Genomic DNA, 22,212 nt, shown 5'->3' on the forward strand with positions numbered 1-22,212 from the left:
TAATGGTAAAATGAATCAAAGACACATTTATTGGGTGATCGAAATGGATATTTTGAGATATGGGGACGTAGTACCTGGGAAAAGCATAGGAGTATTTCAAATTGGCATGAAGTCTGAGCAGTTAATAAAATTGCTTGAAAAATATCAAATCGAGGAAAGATCCAACTGCAAAGTCGTTAAGACATCCACATTGTGGTTCTGGATAGATGAAGAGAATAAGACGTATCAGATAATGGCACTTGACGGTTTCCTTGGGAAGTATGAAGAGATAATTGGACTCGGTGATTCAATATCGGAAGTCGAAAAGCATTTCGGTAAGTGTATACATGAGTCCTATGTTGTGAAGATGCCCGATGTCAAAGGGATCTGTTTTGAATTGAAGGACGTCGATGACTATGATCAGGTGTGGGATGAATCGAGCGCCCCTATCTGTTCAATCTGTGTTTACAGAGTCTAAAATTTTCTAAGCTAACGTAAGAACGATAGTTAAGGGGTGCTTCGCAGCAGCTACTCTTTTTGTTCCATTCAAGTAACGGGCAGCATACTTCAACAAAGAATGTTAGAATATGGGTAAAGATTTTTGTTTTTGGGAGGTTTTCTGCATGCTATATCGTAAACTAGGCAATTTGGAAGTGAGCATTCCTGCTATAGGCCAAGGGACATGGAAATTTGGTGAAGATAGACACAAGGAAAAAGAAGAAATAGAGGCATTGCGTTTTGGCATTGCAAACGGGCTTACTTTGATTGATACTGCCGAAGAATATGGAAATGGAGGAGCAGAAAGGATTGTTAGTCAAGCAATACAAGATATTAGAAATGATGTGTTCCTAGTGACTAAAGTTTCTGCAAAAAATTGTTCTTATAATGGTGTCCTGAGAGCAGCAGAGGCAAGTTTAGAACGTTTAAAGATAAGTCACATTGATTTATATTTACAGCATTGGCCAAGTCAGCAATATGATGTTTCGGAAACGATGGGGGCTATGACAGAATTAGTCAGCAAGGGCTTAGTTAAATATGTAGGCGTAAGTAACTTCTCCACTCATTTAATGCAAGAAGCTCAATACCATTTAGGCAGTATCCCATTGGTTTGTAATCAAGTAGCATATCATTTGAACGATAGAAGTATAGAGAATCAGGTTTTACCATTTGCTAAGAAAAATGGGGTAACTATTATGGGGTACTCACCATTTGGATATGCTCCTCATGTATTTGGCATGAAAGGTTTTCCTGAGGTCGGATCACAAGAACGAAACGTGTTGGAATCAATAGGGACCAAACACGGCAAGACAGTATATCAAGTGGCGTTAAATTGGGTGTTAAGGCAGGAAGGATTAGTTACAATCCCTAAAGCTGTGAAGAAGGAACACATCCTTGATAATCTAAATGCCCTAGGCTGGGATTTTGATAAAGATGACCTTGCCCAGATTGAGAGTAACTTCAAAATTGACAAAAAAGGATTGAACTAACTGGAAATTTCATTGATTAGACATGGTAAATCTAAGTGTATAGAAAATAATCCGATAACCTGTAAAGAATTTAAAAAGTGGGTTGAAAAATATGATGAATATGGGGTATTTGAAGAAAACTCTTACCCTTCAGAAACTCTTGAAAGAATAACAAAAATAAATATTGTTATGACAAGTGATTTAAGAAGGTCTATCGACTCAGCAAAGATATTAAACCCAAATATAAAAGCGATTTCCGTACCTTTGTTTCGCGAAACAGAGCTATCTGTTCCTACAAAAAAATTATGGGGTCTAAAATTAAGTCCAAGTATTTGGACAGTAATTTTAAGATGCTTATGGTTAAGTGGTTATTCAAGCCAATGCGAGTCTTTGAGTAACGCAAAACAGAGGGCTAAAGAAGCATCTGAAGTATTAGTTGAATGTACCAAAGAGCATGAATCGGTTGCATTAGTTGGACATGGTTTTTTTAATCTTTTGATAGCTAAAGAACTACAAAAAAAGGGTTGGAAAGGTAAGAAAAAAACAAGTTCAAAACATTGGAATTGCACCACATATTCACGATAGTGGAGGAGCTGCTTTATGCAGTTCCTCTTTTGATTTTCGTTGATATATCGGGCGATTATACTTAGGAAGGATTAGTAAATTCAGTATAGAATTATTATAGATCAAAACTTCATGGGGGGAGTAAATCCTGAAGTATATAGAATTCGGCTTGGGCAATAAATGGTTTATTCGAACTGAAACAGAATTAGACGATGGAACCGAATGTGAGGAGAAAGGCATCATAGGACCAATTCAATTTCGTTCGGTATATTTAAGGGTTTGGATTTGTAAATCCGTATTAATTTTAGACTTAAAACAAGGATTTAAAATTAGTATGAAAAGTCGGAACGCTTTTAAGTTTATTTTTGGAATAACAAGTCTCTAATCATATGCCGTTAAACTAACGGAACGATAGTTCAATAAAACAGCGGCTGTCTAGGACTTTTTTCTTGTCCTTTACAGCCGCTATTTTTGATTTTTGGGATCATACCAATACTAATTTTTCGGAGTCTGACGGTTTTGTAATTCGTAAAGTGTGTGGTTTTAACACATTCAACACCCTACTCCTTATTAGCTCCTTTTAATCGTGAGAAATCCGCATCGTACCAATGCCAAACCTCATCCGTCGCTTGATCAATAATCGTATTATTAGCCCGCTGAATGAAAACTTTATGGGCTTTATCCATGTAATACGTCCCTTTCGCAAGCCCGGACACTCGTATGGTTTCCAATTTCGTGTTGATCACATAGAATCCGCTTTGCTCGTTTGGTGCATAGTCATCGAGGTTCCTACCGTTTAAGACTACATACAAACTGCCGTCTTCAGCAGAAGGATTGGCTAGGGACGGATTTGTCAACCCTAGCGCGAGTACGTCCAACTCGCCCAACTGCTTGTTTACGTAGTGAATGGCTCCATCCCGATCTAGCAAGGCTAGGCGGGCGCTGCCGCCTATCATGCCATTTCGGCTAGGCAGCATGGCAGAAGCAATCCATGTCGAGCCGTCCGGATTTGGTATGACCCGGTCCAGTTTTTGATTAAAATCAGTGAGTTGCGTCACTTTGCTGTCACGGATCAAAAACGTATACGTCGTTCCGTAATTAGGACCGATCACAGCAATCGGGATTCTCAGGTTGATGGAGAGGATTACGGCGTGATTGGCCGCCTCAAACTGTGTATACGTATGAACTGGCGGGCCCCAATCGTTGGATTCCCATACATCCGAGTCAGTCAGCGTATAGACTTTGAGATCGCCATAGTAAAGATCCCGGTCCCTGCGTGTTAACTGCACGTGCTTGCCGCCCATCGGATGTGCGGAAGGAGTTAAACTGCTTGTGAAAGCGTCTAGTGCTTTGCGATTTTGCAACTCGGCTTTATGGGTGGATTTATCGATTTTTACCATCGCCTTGGCAGGGTCTGCGCCAAGCAAGGAGTAGAAATACAAAGCCTCATCATCGTCGCCAATAATTTCTTGGATAACATTTTGACCGCCGATTACTCCAAGACCATCCTGCTCGTTCCAACCAAGATCTAGTTGCAGCATCTCGTGCGCAAACCTCCAGGTAAGGGGTACGTATGTGATGTCTCTAAAGGTAAGAAACGGATATGGTTCCATTGAGTTATCAATCTCCGTACCGCTGATTTGAATCGGGAAGTCAGCCAAATGTGCCGTATAAGAAGATTTGTTGCGCTCCTTGCTGAGGTCCTGGTCGACGGGAGACGTATGAATAGGAGGAGGATAGTTGCGGTTTGGCCAAATGGTGAGGCCCCTTTCGTCACTCCACTCGTACTCAATATTCAGCGCTTGAAGATTGTTCCACGTCATCGGCATGTAGGTGATGTCATTATAAAACAGGAATGGATACTGGCTGTAAGATTGATCAAGTGAAGTGCCGTTAAGTGTGAGAGGGAATTTCAGAATCGATGCCCGAATCGCAGTGCTGGCAGCGACTTGGACAGGCAGCGTTGTAATCATAAGCAGCAGAAGGGTGGTCAAGCCGATAACGTATTTTCTAACTGATAAATGCAAGCGATCAACTCTTTTCCTTTGAAGTGTATACCCTACAATAGACGCGATGGCTACACTAAAGTTGCATTTTATGGAAAAACAAGGATCTCCCTGTATTTAGAATATTCATCTAAATTTCCCCGTCCACTCTACTGGGTGAACCTTTTTTGAAGGGTGGAGGAGGTGTGTAATGTGATGGCACCCCCGGCGATTAAACTAAAGGGCAGTATAGCGTCACAAAACCAACACAGTTATTTGAGTTATTACCCATGCTTTTCAATTAAAATATTAATGAAAGGGATTACATTGTCTGGAAATACATAGGGTACCATCCGATTCAGCACACTTGATGCAAGATGGGCTTGCATTCGGAGGACTGGAACAAGCTCTCGAATCAATCGGGTTTCTAATTCGAAGCAAGCTACATAATAAGGAGGTCTCCGCTATGACATCTAACTTTGTACCTATGGAGTTCCAGTTGAAAACCGAGCGACTTGACCTGAATATGTGGGAGGAATCCGATGCTGTCTGGATGAGGCAACTAGTTGGCGAGCGTGGTGTGGAGATGCCTACTCTCGACGAAGCCAGAAGCCAGATCATCAATATGCGCAAGCGTGCAGCCGAAAGTGGTATTTCTCTACTGACTATTCGCCGCCTGAAAGAGGGCGATTTCATTGGATATTGTGGCTTGATTATAGGTCGTTCCACACTTGACGAGCCGGAGATCGCATACGAGCTTTTCCGCAGTGCTCACGGTAAAGGCTATGCGACTGAGGCCGCATCCGTTGTCTTAGACGCCGCAATCGCGACCGGGCGCCGCAGGCTTTGGTCGACTGTACGAATTTGGAATAACGCCTCCTTCCGCGTGCTGGAAAAGCTCGGATTCGAGCGACACCACATCACATGGGACGAGCGCGGAGAGCTAGTTTGGAACGTACGCGAGCTTTAGAGAGGGCGACCATATCCGAGTAATGCGGAGTATTTCTCGTTGAGCTAACGAGAACGTTAGTTGATAACACACATTAGATGAGCAGGCACTGCGGTGGCCTGCTCATTTTATTAAGATAGCTGGCAGGGTTAATAACAAAGGAGAAAATGATTGATAACATCATAAAAGCGAGGACCCCGCGAATTATATCGCAGAGTCCTCTTATAGTGGGAAGCGGTTTATTTTAAAAATGCACTTCTAATGCTAAGTCTTACTCAAAAAGTATCGAAGTAGAAATCTCGATCTTTTTATCCTTCTTCGTGTTTTCATGGTGAATCAACAACCTTTCGAAAACCAAAATTGAATTCCGTTTTTCGCTGTTTTTTAATACCACTTCCCACTTATCGTATATTTACCCTTTTCCTAATATTTTGAATCAATAAGTGTAATATGGCTCTCAGAAAATAAAGTTTTAGATTGACTTGCTTGATTAAGCTAAATGGCAGTATAACGAAACAAATATTGATGGTTGTCCGTCTGTTTATCGAAGGGGGATGGTTATGATAAAACTTCTTATTATATCTGTGTTCGTTACTTTTATGGTATTTCTTACAGGTTGCACTAACAGCCAGGGACTACAGGGTTCTGTAAAGGTAGATAATGTAGGCACAGACACGATTGTGACTTATACATTCAAAAATCAAAGTAAGAAAATGAAAACCGTAATTGGAGGAGCACACTATACATTACAAAAAGATAAGATAGTAGTTGACGAAGGCGGAGTACCAATAAGAGATTATATTGATTTGGAACCAGGACAAGAATATAAGGATAAGAAAACATTTACGAATTTACAACCAGGGTCATATACCATACAGGTGGAATGGAGCGAGACAACGGTTGCTTCGGATTTTACTTTGAACTAAGTTCTAATCAAATGACTTTAACATGTGTAAATTAATTGGGGTGCAGAATTATATATAAACATATTCAACATGAATAAAAATATCACGATTATCTAGTCATTACGCTAAACGGAAAAACGGTTGCTGTGGCAGCCGTTTTTTAGTTCCCTCCGCTAACGGGCAGCATTCTTTAATAATCTCGGGTTGTTATAAACATGATGTTGTGCATATTTTTCCAGGTGAATGTAAAACCTCTTTTTAAAGCAGCAATGTAAAGGGGACGTATATGTTCAGGAAAATAATTCTGATGGTAACTCTAGTGCTACTTCCTATAGTTGCTTATGCGGAAACTCCCGCTCAGTTAGACCACCCGTTAGCACCGGAGAATATGATAGAATCAGAACTGTCTGAAATGCCAAAAATGCCGATTTATAAGCCAAATTCTCATGCCGATAAATCGATCTTTATCACTAAAGAAGAAGCTATAGAACAAGCACGTATTAAAGAAAATGGAGGCATATTAAGGTCGGTGGAATTAATGACATGGGATCAATTCTCGCGGGAAGCTTGGAACAAGCCCAATTCAATGGCGGATAGGGCAAATGATCGCATGGTTTGGGTCGTAAAGGTAGATTACCCTAAAGGGATTGATACAAAAGGCGGATACTTTTTTAACGCAAATCAAACGGTCGTTTTTGATGCGGAAACTGGACAAATTTTTGGTGGGATTACAAGCGGTGATCCCAAGTGATAGGACGTTCTTTTGTTTCACTAACGGGAGACGTTACTAAAATAGGGATCGTCTGGCAGAACGACAGCTGGCGATCCCTATTTTAGTTGAATTAAAGGGCAGAATAATGTAATAATTTCCAGGGTATATTACTCTTGAGGTGAAGTTATGCGGATATTATTACTTTTGCTCCTTCCGTTACTTTTAGAAACGAATCCCTTATTGGCTCAATCAGAAAAATACATTGAAGCGACAATGACATTCAAGGTAAATTATTTTAATGGGATTGAACCAGTAGGTGATACATCATTTACCCCCATAAATAATGCACGTTTTATTGTGATAGACCGAGATGGGGAGATTATTACAACGGGTTTATCTAATTCTAAAGGGGAATGGATTGTGCCAATAAAAGTTGAAAGAGACCCTCGATTCCCAACGAAGCAAATGGGGACTGTTACATTGATCACCATAGCCAAAGGTTATAATGAACACATTATGTTTAATGTTCCAGTAAATGAACATATGGACAGTAATAAAGGGACTGCTAGTGTCAGCTTAAATCCCATCAAAACTACCCAAAGAAACGAACCATCAATATTAAATGCTGGATACATACATAGGTTCACAGTATTTGAAACATTAGATTATTACGCAAAGAAGTTGGGACTCAAGAAGCAACCACAATTAGACCACGATTATTTACACTGGGGACCAGAAGTTAGTGGTTAGAACTGGAAGTACCAATCTTCAACCTGTACTACTCGTAACAGATTGATCTTCGGAAGCCTCTATTGACCTAACGAGGAACTATAGCTCAATAACTCCTAAGACGAGGCTACCGGCATGATCGACAGCCTCGTTAAGCTATTGGACAGTTCAGCACAATAACTCGACACAAACCTAGTCCATGAGCAATTATTGAAGAAATAACATTATATGGTATAATTTAGAAGAGCAACAACTGTACATAGATAGGGATGGTAAATTTGTTCGATTGGATTGAGGAGTCTATGCCAACCAACAGAAGTGCGAAGCAAATACTTGGTAGGCGGTTTAATTTGAAAAAGGTTTCACTTGAATCTCCTGCATATATGACTGAATTAGCACGATTGCTTTCAGCTGGCAGTGCGCTTCTTTCGGACAATATGATGAATGTCTATTCTGCGAAAGATGAAACTGTTCGTTATTTAATAATGAATGACATAGCACCTCATTTTGAAGATGTAAAAATTGTTTACGTTGAAGATGAAATTGATGTTGTTAATATGCAATACCTTAAACAAGAATCAAAAAAAATGTTTGACAGTACGAATAACGGAATAATTCAGGTTATACATGACTTATTTAGAAATAATGACATGAGTATATGGACAGATGGTAAAAAAAGAGAACTTACTCGTTACTCCGTTAAACTCAATGAGTTAGATAAGTATGATATTGACAATACAAATGACATTCAGGATTTTTTCACAAAAGGATATTTTGACTTAAATGAAGAGTTTGGCTTTATCCCAACTGGTTGGACATTTGTAGATGAATTGAAAGAGTCGAAAGCTTTGAGGTTCTTTGCCACCTTTATCCCCACTATAACATTAGTTGTTGATTTAAGTGACAAGCAAGTTGTTATGATACAGCTTTCTGGGGATTCTATGAAAGAATGATTTTTTCAATGTATTTTAAGATTATTAGTTATTTGAGGGGCTTTAAACACAACGCGGTTGCCGACATGGATCGGCAGCCGCGTTGTGCTAACGGGCAGTAGAGCGTGGTGATTGCTTGTATTAAAAACATCACTTTTTTGAGCTTTTACGAGTGATAAGCAACAATCAATGTCTTCGAAACGTCTAAATAAATGGTATTATTTGTTAGCAGGGAGATGTGTATGATAAATGCAAAGAGCAATAATCTTAGTTACTTGACCGAGAAAAAGAATAATTTAGAAGAACTAAACGAACTGTTATCTCAGGGGTGGAAGGTTGTTAGTCAAAGTTCTATGGGAGGTGGCGGAATTAATACTGTCTATTCTCTTGTAATACTAGAAAAATAGCTAACTCAAGGGTAACGGTAGTTGAATAACAAGGGAGTAGATTGCCACGGCAGTTGCTCCCTATTTTTCATTGTAGTAAAAGGAGTTTAGCGCAACCATTTCTAAATAAACACGTCTAATCTTTATACAGAATTTGGAATTAAGTTAAGGGTGTGATATAAATGAAAAATAATGACTACGTTGAACTTAATAAAAAACTACTTGATGAACTCTGGAGAACCCTACAGGATAAGCAGGATGATGCTTATACCACTAAATTTTTAAAAGACTCTTTGAGAAGAGTAGAAAATAATCTATCAATGAATAGTACAGTGGATGTGTTAAAGGAATTAATTAGAACACCATTATTTTGGTATGTTTTATTAGCAATTATAGTATTCATTCCCACTATGTTCTTTCTAATTTTATGGGTTCTAGGATTAGCTGAGTGAAAACCAATTTGTAGTTAAGATGATTTCTAAGCGCGGGATGATAGTTCAACAATCCAGGAGTAGTTTCCCAAAGCGGCAGCTTCAAATGATATGAGGTGAAAAATGTCAAAAATTAAATTCACGAAAATTTGCATATTAACTTCGCTCATACTCTTATTTATGCCAGCCAGTCTTAATAGGAATAAAATTACTGCAAATGAGCAAGAGGAAGTTAAAGAAACTATTACAAAATATTTAGAAGCCGTTATCAATAAAAATTTTGAGACGGTGTATGACTTAACGGAAAGTAATCTAAAAAAGTATGATTCATTAGATAATTTGAAGGAAAAACAAATGGGTATAAAGAGCATGGAAATTAGAAATTTCAAACCGTATCACGGGCTTAATTTAAACGATAATACTCCGACCAGATTGTTCAAAGTTGAATTAAACATCACTCCAAATGATTATGGTTCTTGGAATGATGGAATAAATCCACGGTTTATTTGGGGGGTAAAAGAAAGTGGTGTATGGAAGGTATCTGGTTTTGCCGAATCCCAGTCAAGGGAAATAAGGGATTATCAAAAAGAACTTTAAGAACCTGCGATCACTTTCGTTAGACGGAGAACGTTGCGCTAACGGGGAACGTTAGTTGAATAAAGGACTCCATATAAACGATGAAGGAGCTGCCGTAGCAGCTCCTCCTTCTGTCATTACGAACGGGCAGATAGTTTAACAATTTCACTAAAAACTTTTTGTACCTTCTGGCTAATAGATTTCGTTCGTATATTAATTAATACAGGAGGAGGGGTTTAATTGGGTAGATTGATTTTAATTTTGATCTTTTCAATGATGCTTTTAAACGTTGGCTGCCAAAGCAAGCAGCTTGTAAACAATGACAAGTTGGTAGTTCTCAAACGCTCAGGAACTGAAAACAAATATGAAAAACACAAAGAGATTACAGATAAGAAAACAGTTCTAGCCATCAAATCGGTGTTAAAAAAAGGGGAGGATTGGAAAAAATCGAAGATTAGCATGACTATGCCGCCCGAGTATAAATTTTATTTCGAACCTACTGATGGTAGTGAAGCATTATCTGTTTGGTACAACGTTTGGTTTACGAATGAATTTGCAGAAGTTTATATTGAAGCATCAAATTTGTACAAACAGTTTTCAGTAGAAGATTCACTTGCTCTCCGAGCAGTAATTCAATAACTAGGGGCCATGAAAGAATACTTTAGCATGGAAATGGATAAGGTTAGAGTGCCTGAAGGACATCTCTTTGTTATGGGTGATACGTGGTGGAGAAGTATTGACAGTCAAATTTTCAGTTCTTTGCCTTTCTCCAATGTTAAGGGAAGGGTATTGGGATATGCTAGTAACGAATAACTTTCAGAATCCAAACCATTGATCAAGTTTAAACGGTGAACGATAGCGCAATAACTAGGGAGCAACTCGCCACGCGGCAGGGAACAAAAATTTGAAAGTAAAAGAACTCCCTGCTTTGCAATCTCTTATTTTGACACCCAAAAATTTTGTTGATCTAAGCTTCACATGGCAAAGTGATAAGAATGTAATTGTTTCCAGGTCACCTGAACTAGAATGGTCAAATAAACCCTCCAAGAGGGCACTGCCGATTTTATTTAGAATTGATATTCAAAACAAAGATCAAAAGCAAATAAGTTTCCCTCCTATCGGGTTTGGTGATTTTAACCCTGAATTTCTGTATTTAAATCAAAAATTAACTTGGACACGATCGAATTGGGAAAAAAATGATGTTTGGATTTCCGAATCAGATGGAAATTTGGCAAAAAAATGGATCGAAAATGTAGATTATCAAGGTTCAGTAAGTTGGTATGCTCGAATGGAGTGAATAGCATAATATTTAACCGTCGAGTAGAGCTTGGCGGTTTTTATTTTAATTGGGGGAGGGTTTGCCGCGGGATCGGAAACGATAGCACAATTACAAATAGGCTGCCAGCATCCGCGGCAACCTATTGAAGTAACGTGTAATTCCTAATTATGGTAATATAAGAGCAAGGAAATATTCTGTCGTTCTGGGGGGAGTAGAGATGAGATATTCAAAAAGTAGGTGGTCTTTTGTTCTAGGCAGTATAATAGTTGCCTCTATTGCTTTAGTGATTTTTGCAACTAACTACTTTACAAACAATCCTCCAGAAAATCCTGTTATAAGAACATTCGCATCCAGCAACGCTTTTGATGTAACCGATACACGTAGGCTTGTCGGATGGGCAGATAATGTATTTGTCGGGAAAGTGATAAAACAGGATGGAACTAAATCATTAGATAGCACGCCTGAAACTCAGTTTAAGGTGGAAGTGTCTGATAATGTAAAGGGTAAATTTAATGGAACAGTAATCGTAAATCAACAAGGTGGATTTAAAAGAAATGAATTAATTCTAATTGAAAATGACCAATTACTTCACGAAGGACAATCATATTTATTTGTAACCAAACATTTGAAGGAAGAGAATTGGAATACCGTAGTACCTGTTTACGGCGACATTCTAATTGCCAATGAAGAAGCAAAAATAGAACTAATTGAGAAATACACAACAGCTTATAAAAATGAAATCCCATTTAATATGAGCAAGACATTAAACTAACGGGACACGATAGTGAAATGAAAGAGAAGTTTGATTAAGCCGCTGCATCGTTTGCGCGGCTTTTTTTGATTAACCGAAGAAAGCTACAACTTGAACCAATAATTCACATTGCATGGATTAGGCTGATAATGTGATAATTAGGTCGTGTTTTAATAGAACCTAAGTAAGTTGGTGAAGTAGATTGGAAACCTTTCTAGGTGTATTAGGTCGATTCGTCGGATGGATAGTATTTGAAATCATTATTGACTGCATCTTTAAATTATTGGGATATGTTATTAGGAAAATAATTTCCTTAATTAACTTCGTTTCAAAGGGAATATATAGACTTCTTAAAGTACAATAATTCAAGCATCATCATTCGATGATGCTTTTCTTATGCTCATTAGAGTTTCTTGGACGGCTTTTCTGTTTCAACAAGAGATTAGTTTTGTTTTACATGGTACTTATGAATCGTCTTTTTTGTTGGTTAATAATTGGATTTGGAGGAAAAGTAAAAGCATCCAAGATACGGAAGGTGATCCTTTGTCACGGTTGCTGTCTCTGCTGCTTGTAACATTGTTGTTACTACCCACGGTTGTCATGGCTAAACCAGAACAAACGCAAGATGCAAATAAGTTAGCTGAACGCTTAAAACGCTTAGAACCGGATGAACCCAAAGATATTGCTGATCCTCCGTTTGGGCAACGAGCGTTTCATCAAAGTTAAAGTCGCCACAAGAATTAATCAGAAACGGAAAACAGCTTCCTTATAAGGTATTGCTTGATAAACCTGATTGGGAGCGTCCGGCTTATAAATCTTACTGGCACAGTAGTGTTTCGGGTCGATGGTCATATGTACCGAACCGTTTGCACTACGCTCAACATCGTTTGTTTACTACTCCGACAGCTGCGTTATCTAATTATTTTGATTTCGTCCATAATCTTGGTTTGAGCGAAGAGTTGATTAATGTTCAGTCTCAACCTCAAGATTCGGATCGGGAAAGATTTATCGGTTAAATCATGGTAGTTGTTATGTAAGCGAAGATTGAAAAGGTGCTGACAAGCGGTAATCAAGTTGTAATTGTTGCTAGACCTCAAATAAATGGCGTACAAGCATTAACTGTAAATAAGGTGGATATGAAGCTCGATAATCCGAAAGAAGCGGTGCTGTTTCAGCTTGTAACACCGGAGAGTGATGAAATTGATTTCTCGTTGTATTAGAAGCAGCGTGATTGTGCTAGTTCTTATTTTGTCTGCTTATGATTACGTTGAAGCAAGTCCGGCAAGTGGCATGGTTGAAGCAACCATGAATTTTAAAGTTTCATATGTATTAGAAGGATACGGAACGAAGGAGAAACCTTTCAGTGTCGTTAAACCTATACCTAATGCGCGTCTGATTGTGATTAACAGTAATGGTGATATTGTAGCCAATGGAATAACAGACAATAAAGGGGAGTGGAACGTCAATATTAGTCCTCCAATTGATCCGCGTTTTCCATCAAAGAAAATGGGCGTAGTGACCGTTATTACCGTGGCAGATGGGTTTAATGAGTTCATTAAGTTTGTTGTACCAGTAAACGAGCATGGAGATGGAGTAGGTGCGGCTTAAATCTCTCTTAGACCAATCAGACCTGATGCCCGTAATGAACCCTCATTCGACGCTACGTTTCATCGTTTTACTGTTTTTGGGATGTTGGATTACTACGCCAATAAAGTCGGGCTTGTAAAACAGAAACCGATTAAAGGTGCAGAAGGCTTTGGTGAAGTTGATATGCCTTGGAGTGCAACGTTAAATTGAAAAAAGCCCTGAAATGGGCTTTTTAGTGCATTATTGTGCTATTTGATTTTTACGTTCTGATAGCGCTCTATACCGTGAATATAATTGAGGAATGAAATCATGTACGGAGGGCGTTGTGAATGAATATAGAGATTCTACCTTTGAATGAGTTCCTTGTACCTAATGTTAAAGGCTTGATAGCTGGATACATAAATTCTTCTTCCAATGCGTGAGACGAAGTTGATACATCGCCCGAGCAGTTAGGGAAATGTGAAAAAATCCTAAATAGCTTTATAAGTAATAACTTCGCACAATGTTAATTAGCTATGCATGACCAAGAGTACGTGGGATTTATTGTGCTTTCCTGGAGATTTTCAATATCCAAAGGGTATCCCGTACTTCGAATAGATGCGTTATATGCATCACCATTACATAGAAATAAGGGTATAGGTCGGAAGCTGATGCAGTATGCAATTGACTTAGCTATTGAGAGCAAAGCGACCCGATTACAGCTCGAAACAGACGATGATAACACTCCAGCTAGCACTTTATATAAAAATCTCGGATTTAAATTAATGCCAGGTAAGGGTGTGTACATGTCATTTTTATAATCGCTTTGTCATTAAGCTAAGGGCAGGATAGATGAAATCATTTCACGAATACCTGTAAAAAGATTTGTTGAAGAAGGAGAGAAATAATGGATAATTCACGTAAGGAATTTGCTGAGAAGACATTAAAATTCCTTTGTGTTGGATCTCAAATTGAAGGAATAAAATTTTATGGGACACAAATATTAATCTCCGAATCAGAAACAAACAGGAGCAGAATTGATGGACAGATTTATCTAAACATTGAAAGTAGATTCAAAATTTTCGAGTCATATCCAGAGCACATACCAAACCATGAGGATGAACTTCCTTATATGGATTGGATTGATGGATATAAAACACTATGTGAATTAAGGTTAAAGCGAATAACGGATGTTAAGTTGGGGGAGTCCATTCCGCATCTTTTTGTATACTTCCATACGGGTGAAGTTCTATTTGTATTTGGTCATCATAATAAGTATGAATGTTGGCAATTAGGAGTATGGAACAATTCAATCAAGGATGAAGATTGGGAGGTTATCGCAGTTCCAGGGAACAATATTGCGATATTTACTCCACTAAGCTAACGAGGAACTATAGTTGAGGGGCTTGCTTCATGGCAACTCCTCTTTTGCTTTTGGCTTTGTTAAATCTTAATGTTGATTTTGGACCCAAAAGAAAACCGCCAACAGAAATAGGCGGTTAACTGCACAGATTTCTACCTTACAATGCTACGACATAGGTTTGTTAAAAGATGAATAATCAATAAAATGACAGATTGGACACCCCAAAAAACAACCCATTCTGGCTGCCATGAGTCAGAATAATGCAACATGCTTAATTTAAGTAATGCATAATAGGATACGCTGGTGATGAACCAACTTAGTAAAAATGTTTTCCAGAAACTCATTCTTGAAAAGATTACGAGCGTTCCAAAAATTAGAGGGGCGAAAGGTCCAATTATCAGATGTACGGCTGTACCATTAAAAATGTCTCGTTTGGTTTCCAAAACGACTCCATATATTACAATGGAAATCAAAATCGTAAGCACGGCAATTAAACTTAAGTTCCTTTTCAAATCGTCACACCTTCCTAATGTTTAGCATGAAAAAGCGGTTAGCCGAAGTTTTGTGTTCGTCTCGTTTACAGTAAACAGGCAAGAGCTAACCAACATATGCTTCTTATTTGACGTCGTATTCTCATATTCCTTGTTGTCCAAATAACGGAACCAGGCTAAATAATGTTGCAGATACTTTGTTGCAACACCGTTAAAGCGATTAATCCAGCGTTTCAGTCGGCTGTGATAGCTGTTCACGTTCTGAATGTGGTAAACACCTTTCACACGCTGTTTCCCGTCGGATTTGAAACGGTAGTGTTCTAAGCCTTTCGAATTAGCGTAGGAACTGAATGCCCTCCACGAATCCGTACAAAGCACGTTTGAATCACTTAAATGTGAACCAATTGTCTCATCTAATTTCGTCGTCCGAATACGCCCGCGCCCAAGAACACCAGAGAAAGTCATCTTCTGACGGTCACGAGCAACCAATACGCATATTTGGTCGTTGCTTATTCCACGGTATTTAGCTACTCCACCGCGTTTACGAGGCTTGCGTTCTGATATGTTACGTCTGCCCTTTTCGGAGTACAGGAAATAGGTATCGTCCATTTCGACGATACCTTGGAATGTTTCGGTTGGTATTTGCTTCAGTGCAGCAAGAATCTTATGCCGCCAGTAAAACAGGGTCACATACGAAACCTCATCGTGCAGTATTTCCGCGCATTTTCTCAGCGAAAAGCCTTCAATCATGCATTCGATGAATCGAACCCAAAGGTGGGGTCTCCGTGTCCGTTGCAAAGGGGTATTGGTAAGGTCGTTGAACGTTTGACAACAGGCTTTACAGCGGTAACGTTGCCGTTTAACTTCTCCTGCACGGGTTTTAATTACGTATTTCCCGAACCTCACAACCGAATAGCTGTCACAATGTGGGCAAAAAGACCATCTTTATGCTTTTGCTCTTGGATTTCGTCAATCGCACGAATTGGAGCTGACAAAGGTTTTATTCTAGTCTGTAAGAAATAAACAAGTTCTTGTTTACCGTTATAATCTAAAGTTTCAGCAAGTTTCTTGATTTCGTTTAAATCCATTGTTAATCAACTCCGAACAACCGTTATACCTATAATTGTAGAACAATCGTTCGTATTGTTCAATTATCCACATTAGGAAATAACATAGCCTTGTTTTTTAAAGTAACGGAGATTAGTTCAATAAAATATCCTTTAATAATTAGGTAATTATGTGTACAATTGTTATAAACTTATTATGGGAGTGGACCTTTAGTGGCAACCTTTATTGATACAATTACCCCAGATATCAGGGAGTTTATTATTAAACAGAATCTTTTCTTTGTAAGCACAGCTCCTACAGATGCAGGCGAAGTCAACTTGTCTCCTAAAGGCTACGACACTTTGAAAATCATTGGCGAGACTAAGATTTTTTATCTAGATTATTATGGAAGCGGTAATGAGACAGCAATTCATCTAAAGCAGAACAAAAAGATAACTTTCATGTGGTGTAGTTTTGAAGAAACCCCCTTAATTTTAAGGGTTTTTGGCCGAGGTAAAGTACTCGATAAAGGAACCGAAGAATTTTACACAGCCTTAAATGAACAGTTCTCAGGGTACGAAGAAAGAATAGTAAGGCAAATATTTGAGATTGAAGTTATATCAGTTCAAAAGAGTTGCGGTTGGGGCGTCCCGTTTATGAAGTTTATTAATGACCGTACGGAATTGGATGACATGTCAAAAATGCATTTAACCTGATTGAACTAACGGAAAACGATAGTTCAATCACCAACACGACGGCAGCCGGTACACGAACGGCTGCCGTTGTCCGTTGAAGTAAAGGGCAGTTTAACGCAATAACTCAGTCATTTTCATTGACTGTAAAAAGCTGGATTAGTATGATTACTATGGAATAGAAATATCTTGAAAGTGGGGCTTTCACATGTCACCAGGCATTCATTTTATTAAATTGAGGTAACAACAATGAGTTAGGGATTATTATTTTCGATCAAGATTCAATTACCAAGGAGAACTCATGGACCCAAAAATAAAATTAATGTTCCTAGACGATCATGCCGCTGAAGGCTCTGCGCAGTTTGGGGTCAACCCAAAGGATCTGACTTTCATTGGAGGCTTTCAAAACTTTATTTATTCCTATAATCGCGATGAATTGAAATATATTCTTCGTTTTACTCCGAGCACTCTTCGCACTTCGGAAGGACTTGAAGCTGAAATAGAATGGATTCGTTATCTTTCGGAGAATGGTTTGTCGGTTTCAGAACCGGTTTCTTCGGTTGATGGAAAGGATTTCGAACGTATCCAAGGAAAAGGAAATACGATGGATTTCTACGTGACCTCCTTCAGATATGCACCCGGTATTAAAATCGGATATCCAGAATGCCTAGGTAATTCTATGCTTTATGAACAATGTGGACGCATAACGGGCCGTCTTCATGAACTGGCCAAGTTTTACAAACCTATGGCCAAAAGACACACTTGGGAATTTAATGAGTATCTCTTACGAGCTAAAGATTATTTACCGTCAGAGCTTCAACCTGCTCTTGATGAACTTAAAGCAAGTTTGGCTAGTCTGCCTGTTAATGCTGATAATTTTGGTTTAATTCACGGAGATATCAATGTAGGAAACTTCACGGTCGATGAATCAGGGCAAATAACTCTCTTCGACTTCGACGAGTGCCAGTACAGTTGGTATGTCGAGGACATTGCGATCCAGCTATATTACTTGTTGTATGTATTCGGGGAAGATTCGAAGTCTGAACGTAAGGTGCAATACGAACTTTTCATTAAACATTTCGAGCTAGGCTACACAGAGGATGGCCGTCAAATGCCTGACAGCTGGAAGTATAAGCTGAAGCTTTTCCTTAGACTACGCGAAATTATCGTAGTCGTCGGTATGCACCGCAGCTGGGATTTAAGTCAACCAGACGGTTGGACCTGCGATTTCTTGCAAGACAGTAGAATGCGAATTATTGAAGGTATTTCGTTGATCGATGAGTTCTAGAACTCCTAAAACGGAGGCTTCTCATTGAACTCCTTCGAAGAACGTTAGCTGAATAAAGATACGACGGCAGCCGGCCAGAACGATCGGCTGCCTTTGTTCACCTAACGGGCAGTAATGTTCAAAGAAAAATACTGTGTTAAAATAAGGATACATCGGATTTGGAGTATAAGGGGGTACAATTTTGAAAAAAGTTGATATAGTCATTTTTGACCTAGATCAAACATTGCTTGATAAAGACCAGTCACTATTAAACTTTGCAAATTACCAATATGAACATTTCTCTTTAATCAGATTTATTCCAGATAAGCAAGATTTTATAGAAAAATTCTCCGAACTAAACAATATTATAATGCCTAAAGAGGAAGTTTATGAAAAGTTAGTAGACATCTTCAATATTGAAAAGAGCCTATACGCTGAATTACTTGATGATTTGAATAATAATTTTCATGTATACAGTGTTGGATTTCCTGGACTGCATGAGATGCTTGAAACATTAAAGGAACGAGGGTATAAATTGGGAATAATCACTAATGGCAGAGACTTTTACCAACGAAACAAAATTTCTGCTTTAGGAATAACAGATTATTTCAGCGAAGTCGTTACTTCAGGTGCGGTAAATATTAAAAAACCTGATCATGCAATATTTCAAATCGCTTTAAAAAATTTAAAGTCTTCGAGTGAGTGTTCAGTATTTATTGGGGATAGTCTTAAGGCTGATGTAATTCCTGCTAAGGAACTGGGGATGTTCACAATTCTAAAAAGTAAGGATTATTCAATTACAGAACCTGATTCAATTTGCGATAACTTAACGGAGATACCCAACATTATTAACCGTATATCGGGATTGTGATATTGAACTAATGGAAACGATAGTTAAAGGAGGGCTGCCGAGTGGCAGCCCTTCGCCCCGCTAACGGGCAGAATAATTCAGTTAATCATGGAATTCCATGGGTTCCTAACGTATATTAGAATAAGGTGTTTCTAAATATAGGGGGATTCTAGAAGTGTATGAGATAGTGTTTTTTGATGTTGACGGGACCATATTAAGTGAAGTGGATAGAAGAATTCCTGAAAGCACAAAATTGGCTATAAAAAGGCTTCATGAAAAAGGTATTAAGGTCGTTGTTGCAACGGGGAGACCACATAATTTGTGCGAAGATCTAATTGCACTCGGCATTGATACTTTAATATCAGCAAATGGAGCACTTATTAAAACAAAAAATAATGTTATTTATAAATCTGCGCTTTCTGCAAAAACTGTTCGTGAGCTATCAAGTTTTGCCGAGTTAAATGGACACAGTCTTTCCTATTTTACAGATTCGATTTCAATGAACGGAATAGGGTAGAAGAAAAGCGTGTTAGAAGTGCACTATTAGAGACCCTAGGTCTTAGCCATTATCCCAAGAAATTAGACGCACTCTCAGAAGAGATTTTCTGTATGTGTTTGTACGCAGATGAGAGTGAAGCTCGAAAATTTATTGATAACTTCCCGCAACTGCGGTTCGTACGTTTCCATAGTTATGTAATGAACATCCTTGAAAAACAAGTGGTCTCTAAATCGGAAGCAATCAAAAAAGTGCTGGATTATTACAACATTGCCGTTAGCAATTCTATCGCTTTTGGTGACGGTGGAAATGATTTAGATATGTTAGAGTTCGTTGGACTCGGTATTGCCATGGGCAACGGTGAGGAACGCCTTAAACAAATGGCAGATTTCGTTACCAAAAAAGCAAGTGAAGATGGCATACACTATGCCTTAACTAAATTTGGCGTTATTTAATTCTGAAAGAACTACACCATTGTGCTAACGAGGAACGATAGCACAATAATAAAACAGGCTGCCGGTAATTCTAATTCGGCAGCCTGTTCAAGTAACGGGCAGCATGGCGAAACAAACAATAGGGACGCCCAAAAACCATTTTCAGGAACTTTCTACTCTGACTAACGTTTATTAAGTAGTGGTAAACAAGTTAACAGAATAAGGAGTGAAGATTATTATTTCCGCTAAATTAAATCATTTGTTATTTATGTTGATGTTTTCGATACCTTTTAGCTATATAAATTTTAGTGCATATCTTAAGGGATATCAGCCAAATGTGTTTCAAATGCTGTCTTCATTAGTCTTTATCATGGTTTGGTTTGGTTATGGCATGTTTATGAGCTATAACAAAAAGAATTTCTTTATTACATTATCATCATTGTTTTGGGGGATAGGAGCATTATCATTTGCAATTGGCTATTTTAGTCACATACCTTTCTTTATTTTATCAACCCTTATTTTTCCAGGACCTATATATGGAATCAGATACTTTTTGGAAATGCCGTCGGACATTAGGCTTGCAATGACAAGTATGTCCGTTACCTATGGATTAAGTATGCTTGGATTTTTGATAGGTAGATGTATTAGAACGTTTACAAACAAACCGTAAATCCCATTGCGGGCGGATTCTCATGATTGAGCTAACGGGTAGGATAGTTTAATGCACACTTGTGGTAAAATGTGGTATAGCATAAAGTACTAGACTTTCCATTATCAAGACCTTGGTTGAAAAATATTATTAAAATAGAGGGATTTACATATTATGCATAACTAATATGTAGATCCTTATTTTCGGACTGAGAAAAAAAGCATTAATCGAGGATCGATCGTTACGGGCAGGATAGTTAAATAAATTTCCAGCAATCAATAGTTCAAAATGCCAAGGACCGCATAGACAATGTCATTAAGTTAAGCCCAAAGACAACACAGGGAATAAAATGGAATCCGAAACGGCATGGGAAAAAGCCCTGTGCCGTTTGTTTTTTTGTGCAAGCAAGGAAAAAGCGTACAGCAAACAAAGCGGATGGAATATCCGCTTAAAAATGTTCATGGGAACCGAATTATGCTACTCTGTAGACGAAGCTACCGTTATACGGACAAGTAATAGATAAATTTGGTGTTACATGGCAGGTTTCAACACAGTCAGCTCAATAGTGAGAGTATCCCAAAGTATATGTTTTGAGCCCCCCATTATTCAGGTAGTGCTTTCTCATTTTATTAAAGACGAATAAGTGGCTTATAAAATGGAGACGATCGGTTCTGTGGCATGTGTGAAAAGGGTGTTTCGCCCGTCAAAAGGAGGCCAAGATGAACGAAACAGCATTAGAGCTTCAGTTATTTGAGAACTTAAAGCCTGAGTTAACATCGTTCTGTTACAGAATGCTAGGATCCATCGATGACGCAGACGATGCTGTTCAGGAAACCTTTATTCGTGTTTGGCAAAGTTGGCATTCATTCAGGCAGGATTCCTCATTCAAAACATGGGTTTATCGTATTGCATCAAACTTATGCCTGGACAAGCTAAGACAAGCCAAACGCCGCACGCGTCCCATTGACCTATCCGACCCAGCGGTACTCATCGTCGAACTCCGCGAAAAGTTTCCTGACTCAGCTTGGATTTGGCCTGCCCCTGATTTCTCGGGGAGTCCGGAAGATATTTTCATTCGCAAAGATACCCTTAAACTCTGTTTTATTACACTCTTACAGATCTTACCCCCCCGTCAACGTGCGGTTCTTATTTTGAAGGATGTATTCGAATGGTCCTCCAAACAGATCGCAGAAACTTTAGGAATATCGCCGGCAGCGGTTAACAGCGCCCTGCAAAGAGCCAGAGAAACGATGGACCGAGCGAAACTTCATTCTAACGAGTTTAGCATGAAGGATGTCGAACCTGATCGTGAGCTGCTATCACGGTATGTGGAAGCCTTCGAACAATTTGATATCAATGCGCTGGTAGCGTTGTTTCATGAGGAAGGCCGTCTGTCAATGCCGCCTTTCGCAATGTGGGTACGCGGCAAAGACGATTTGTTCAAGTTTTTTGCGCTTACACGCTGGCATTGTGAGGGATCCCGGTTTTTGCCGATTACGGCGAATGGGGGTTATCCTGCTTTCGCACAGTATGTGCCAAGCGGTGAAGACTCCTACTTGGTACCCTGGGGTATTCACATTATTGAAATAAAGGACAAGCAAATATACCACGTCCAAAATTTCATTAATACAAAATTATTTTCCCGATTTGGGCTTCCTGCACAAATACACCGATGAATATCGTAATCTAATTTCGTCTAAATAAATGAGAAAC

The 22,212-nt window shown here is 38.8% G+C and carries 24 protein-coding genes and 3 pseudogenes; 25 read left to right on the forward strand and 2 right to left on the reverse strand.

All coding sequences use genetic code 11. From position 1 onward, the window contains the following. Nucleotides 1–43 precede the first annotated feature (43 nt). The 4 genes from QFZ78_RS04090 to QFZ78_RS04105 all read left to right on the forward strand — a co-directional run bounded on the left by QFZ78_RS04090 (nt 44) and on the right by QFZ78_RS04105 (nt 2,394). On the forward strand, nt 44–457 hold the full coding sequence (locus QFZ78_RS04090; RefSeq protein WP_307545612.1) for a hypothetical protein: 414 nt from the start codon (nt 44–46) through the stop codon (nt 455–457). Nucleotides 458–602: 145 nt separating this feature from the next. Next, entirely contained in the window at nt 603–1,466 is an 864-nt protein-coding gene (locus tag QFZ78_RS04095; protein WP_307545614.1) for an aldo/keto reductase, read from the forward strand. 12 nt (nt 1,467–1,478) lie between these two features. Beyond that, nucleotides 1,479–2,030, forward strand: coding sequence for a histidine phosphatase family protein (locus QFZ78_RS04100; RefSeq protein WP_307545616.1), 552 nt, complete (start codon nt 1,479–1,481; stop codon nt 2,028–2,030). Between the two features lie 127 nt (nt 2,031–2,157). Then, nucleotides 2,158–2,394, forward strand: coding sequence for a DUF3977 family protein (locus QFZ78_RS04105; protein ID WP_307555478.1), 237 nt, complete (start codon nt 2,158–2,160; stop codon nt 2,392–2,394). Between the two features lie 175 nt (nt 2,395–2,569). Here QFZ78_RS04105 and QFZ78_RS04110 read toward each other — a convergent pair whose 3' ends face one another. Continuing rightward, nucleotides 2,570–4,036 carry a hypothetical protein gene (locus QFZ78_RS04110; RefSeq protein ID WP_307545618.1) on the reverse strand — a complete coding sequence of 489 codons (1,467 nt, stop codon included), beginning with the start codon at nt 4,034–4,036 and terminating at the stop codon, nt 2,570–2,572. A gap of 424 nt (nt 4,037–4,460) precedes the next feature. Here QFZ78_RS04110 and QFZ78_RS04115 point away from each other — a divergent pair, with 424 nt between their 5' ends. From QFZ78_RS04115 to QFZ78_RS04185, 16 genes are all read left to right on the forward strand, one after another. After that, nucleotides 4,461–4,964 (forward strand): GNAT family N-acetyltransferase, encoded by a 504-nt coding sequence (locus QFZ78_RS04115; RefSeq protein WP_307555480.1) that lies wholly within the window; start codon nt 4,461–4,463, stop codon nt 4,962–4,964. 539 nt (nt 4,965–5,503) lie between these two features. After that, nucleotides 5,504–5,869 (forward strand): hypothetical protein, encoded by a 366-nt coding sequence (locus QFZ78_RS04120; protein ID WP_307545620.1) that lies wholly within the window; start codon nt 5,504–5,506, stop codon nt 5,867–5,869. Between the two features lie 265 nt (nt 5,870–6,134). Next, nucleotides 6,135–6,599: a hypothetical protein gene (locus QFZ78_RS04125; protein ID WP_307545622.1), complete on the forward strand. Its 465-nt coding sequence runs from the start codon at nt 6,135–6,137 to the stop codon at nt 6,597–6,599. Nucleotides 6,600–6,746: 147 nt separating this feature from the next. Further along, nucleotides 6,747–7,310: a hypothetical protein gene (locus tag QFZ78_RS04130; protein WP_307545624.1), complete on the forward strand. Its 564-nt coding sequence runs from the start codon at nt 6,747–6,749 to the stop codon at nt 7,308–7,310. Nucleotides 7,311–7,591: 281 nt separating this feature from the next. Then, complete coding sequence (locus tag QFZ78_RS04135) at nt 7,592–8,242, forward strand: hypothetical protein (protein ID WP_307447362.1); 651 nt, start codon at nt 7,592–7,594, stop codon at nt 8,240–8,242. Nucleotides 8,243–8,789: 547 nt separating this feature from the next. Beyond that, nucleotides 8,790–9,059, forward strand: a complete 270-nt coding sequence (locus QFZ78_RS04140; protein ID WP_307545626.1) for a hypothetical protein — start codon at nt 8,790–8,792, stop codon at nt 9,057–9,059. Nucleotides 9,060–9,161: 102 nt separating this feature from the next. Beyond that, on the forward strand, nt 9,162–9,635 hold the full coding sequence (locus QFZ78_RS04145; protein ID WP_307545628.1) for a hypothetical protein: 474 nt from the start codon (nt 9,162–9,164) through the stop codon (nt 9,633–9,635). Nucleotides 9,636–9,854: 219 nt separating this feature from the next. Further along, nucleotides 9,855–10,253 carry a hypothetical protein gene (locus QFZ78_RS04150; RefSeq protein ID WP_307545630.1) on the forward strand — a complete coding sequence of 133 codons (399 nt, stop codon included), beginning with the start codon at nt 9,855–9,857 and terminating at the stop codon, nt 10,251–10,253. Nucleotides 10,254–10,286: 33 nt separating this feature from the next. Continuing rightward, the gene (locus QFZ78_RS38370) at nt 10,287–10,427 is read left to right on the forward strand and encodes a S26 family signal peptidase (RefSeq protein ID WP_373461098.1); all 141 of its coding nucleotides are present in this window, start codon (nt 10,287–10,289) and stop codon (nt 10,425–10,427) included. 91 nt (nt 10,428–10,518) lie between these two features. Continuing rightward, the gene (locus QFZ78_RS04155; protein ID WP_307545632.1) at nt 10,519–10,911 is read left to right on the forward strand and encodes a hypothetical protein; all 393 of its coding nucleotides are present in this window, start codon (nt 10,519–10,521) and stop codon (nt 10,909–10,911) included. A 199-nt stretch (nt 10,912–11,110) separates the two neighbouring features. Further along, nucleotides 11,111–11,665 carry a hypothetical protein gene (locus QFZ78_RS04160; RefSeq protein WP_307545634.1) on the forward strand — a complete coding sequence of 185 codons (555 nt, stop codon included), beginning with the start codon at nt 11,111–11,113 and terminating at the stop codon, nt 11,663–11,665. 375 nt (nt 11,666–12,040) lie between these two features. Continuing rightward, complete coding sequence (locus QFZ78_RS04165; protein WP_307545636.1) at nt 12,041–12,370, forward strand: hypothetical protein; 330 nt, start codon at nt 12,041–12,043, stop codon at nt 12,368–12,370. Nucleotides 12,371–12,696: 326 nt separating this feature from the next. Further along, entirely contained in the window at nt 12,697–12,864 is a 168-nt protein-coding gene (locus QFZ78_RS04170; protein WP_307545638.1) for a hypothetical protein, read from the forward strand. Further along, the gene (locus QFZ78_RS04175) at nt 12,839–13,252 is read left to right on the forward strand and encodes a hypothetical protein (RefSeq protein WP_307545640.1); all 414 of its coding nucleotides are present in this window, start codon (nt 12,839–12,841) and stop codon (nt 13,250–13,252) included. Before QFZ78_RS04170 ends, QFZ78_RS04175 begins: the two co-directional genes overlap by 26 nt. 494 nt (nt 13,253–13,746) lie before the next feature. Further along, the gene (locus QFZ78_RS04180; protein ID WP_307545641.1) at nt 13,747–14,031 is read left to right on the forward strand and encodes a GNAT family N-acetyltransferase; all 285 of its coding nucleotides are present in this window, start codon (nt 13,747–13,749) and stop codon (nt 14,029–14,031) included. Between the two features lie 86 nt (nt 14,032–14,117). After that, nucleotides 14,118–14,594, forward strand: a complete 477-nt coding sequence (locus QFZ78_RS04185; protein WP_307545644.1) for a hypothetical protein — start codon at nt 14,118–14,120, stop codon at nt 14,592–14,594. A gap of 512 nt (nt 14,595–15,106) precedes the next feature. On the opposite strand, the pseudogene QFZ78_RS04190 reads toward QFZ78_RS04185, so the two are convergent. Further along, nucleotides 15,107–16,152, reverse strand: a pseudogene (locus QFZ78_RS04190) (IS1595 family transposase). A gap of 192 nt (nt 16,153–16,344) precedes the next feature. Here QFZ78_RS04190 and QFZ78_RS04195 point away from each other — a divergent pair. The 5 genes and pseudogenes from QFZ78_RS04195 to QFZ78_RS04215 all read left to right on the forward strand — a co-directional run. Then, nucleotides 16,345–16,827 carry a pyridoxamine 5'-phosphate oxidase family protein gene (locus QFZ78_RS04195; protein ID WP_307545646.1) on the forward strand — a complete coding sequence of 161 codons (483 nt, stop codon included), beginning with the start codon at nt 16,345–16,347 and terminating at the stop codon, nt 16,825–16,827. Between the two features lie 277 nt (nt 16,828–17,104). Then, nucleotides 17,105–18,091, forward strand: coding sequence for a phosphotransferase enzyme family protein (locus tag QFZ78_RS04200; RefSeq protein WP_307545648.1), 987 nt, complete (start codon nt 17,105–17,107; stop codon nt 18,089–18,091). Between the two features lie 181 nt (nt 18,092–18,272). Then, complete coding sequence (locus tag QFZ78_RS04205; RefSeq protein WP_307545650.1) at nt 18,273–18,941, forward strand: HAD family hydrolase; 669 nt, start codon at nt 18,273–18,275, stop codon at nt 18,939–18,941. A gap of 154 nt (nt 18,942–19,095) precedes the next feature. Further along, a pseudogene (locus tag QFZ78_RS04210) lies at nt 19,096–19,871 on the forward strand (Cof-type HAD-IIB family hydrolase). Between the two features lie 1,344 nt (nt 19,872–21,215). Continuing rightward, nucleotides 21,216–22,175, forward strand: a pseudogene (locus tag QFZ78_RS04215) (sigma-70 family RNA polymerase sigma factor); the annotation flags it as partial. Nucleotides 22,176–22,212 lie beyond the last annotated feature (37 nt).

Origin of the sequence: Paenibacillus sp. V4I5 (assembly GCF_030817255.1) — a bacterium.
Lineage (GTDB): Bacteria > Bacillota > Bacilli > Paenibacillales > NBRC-103111 > Paenibacillus_E.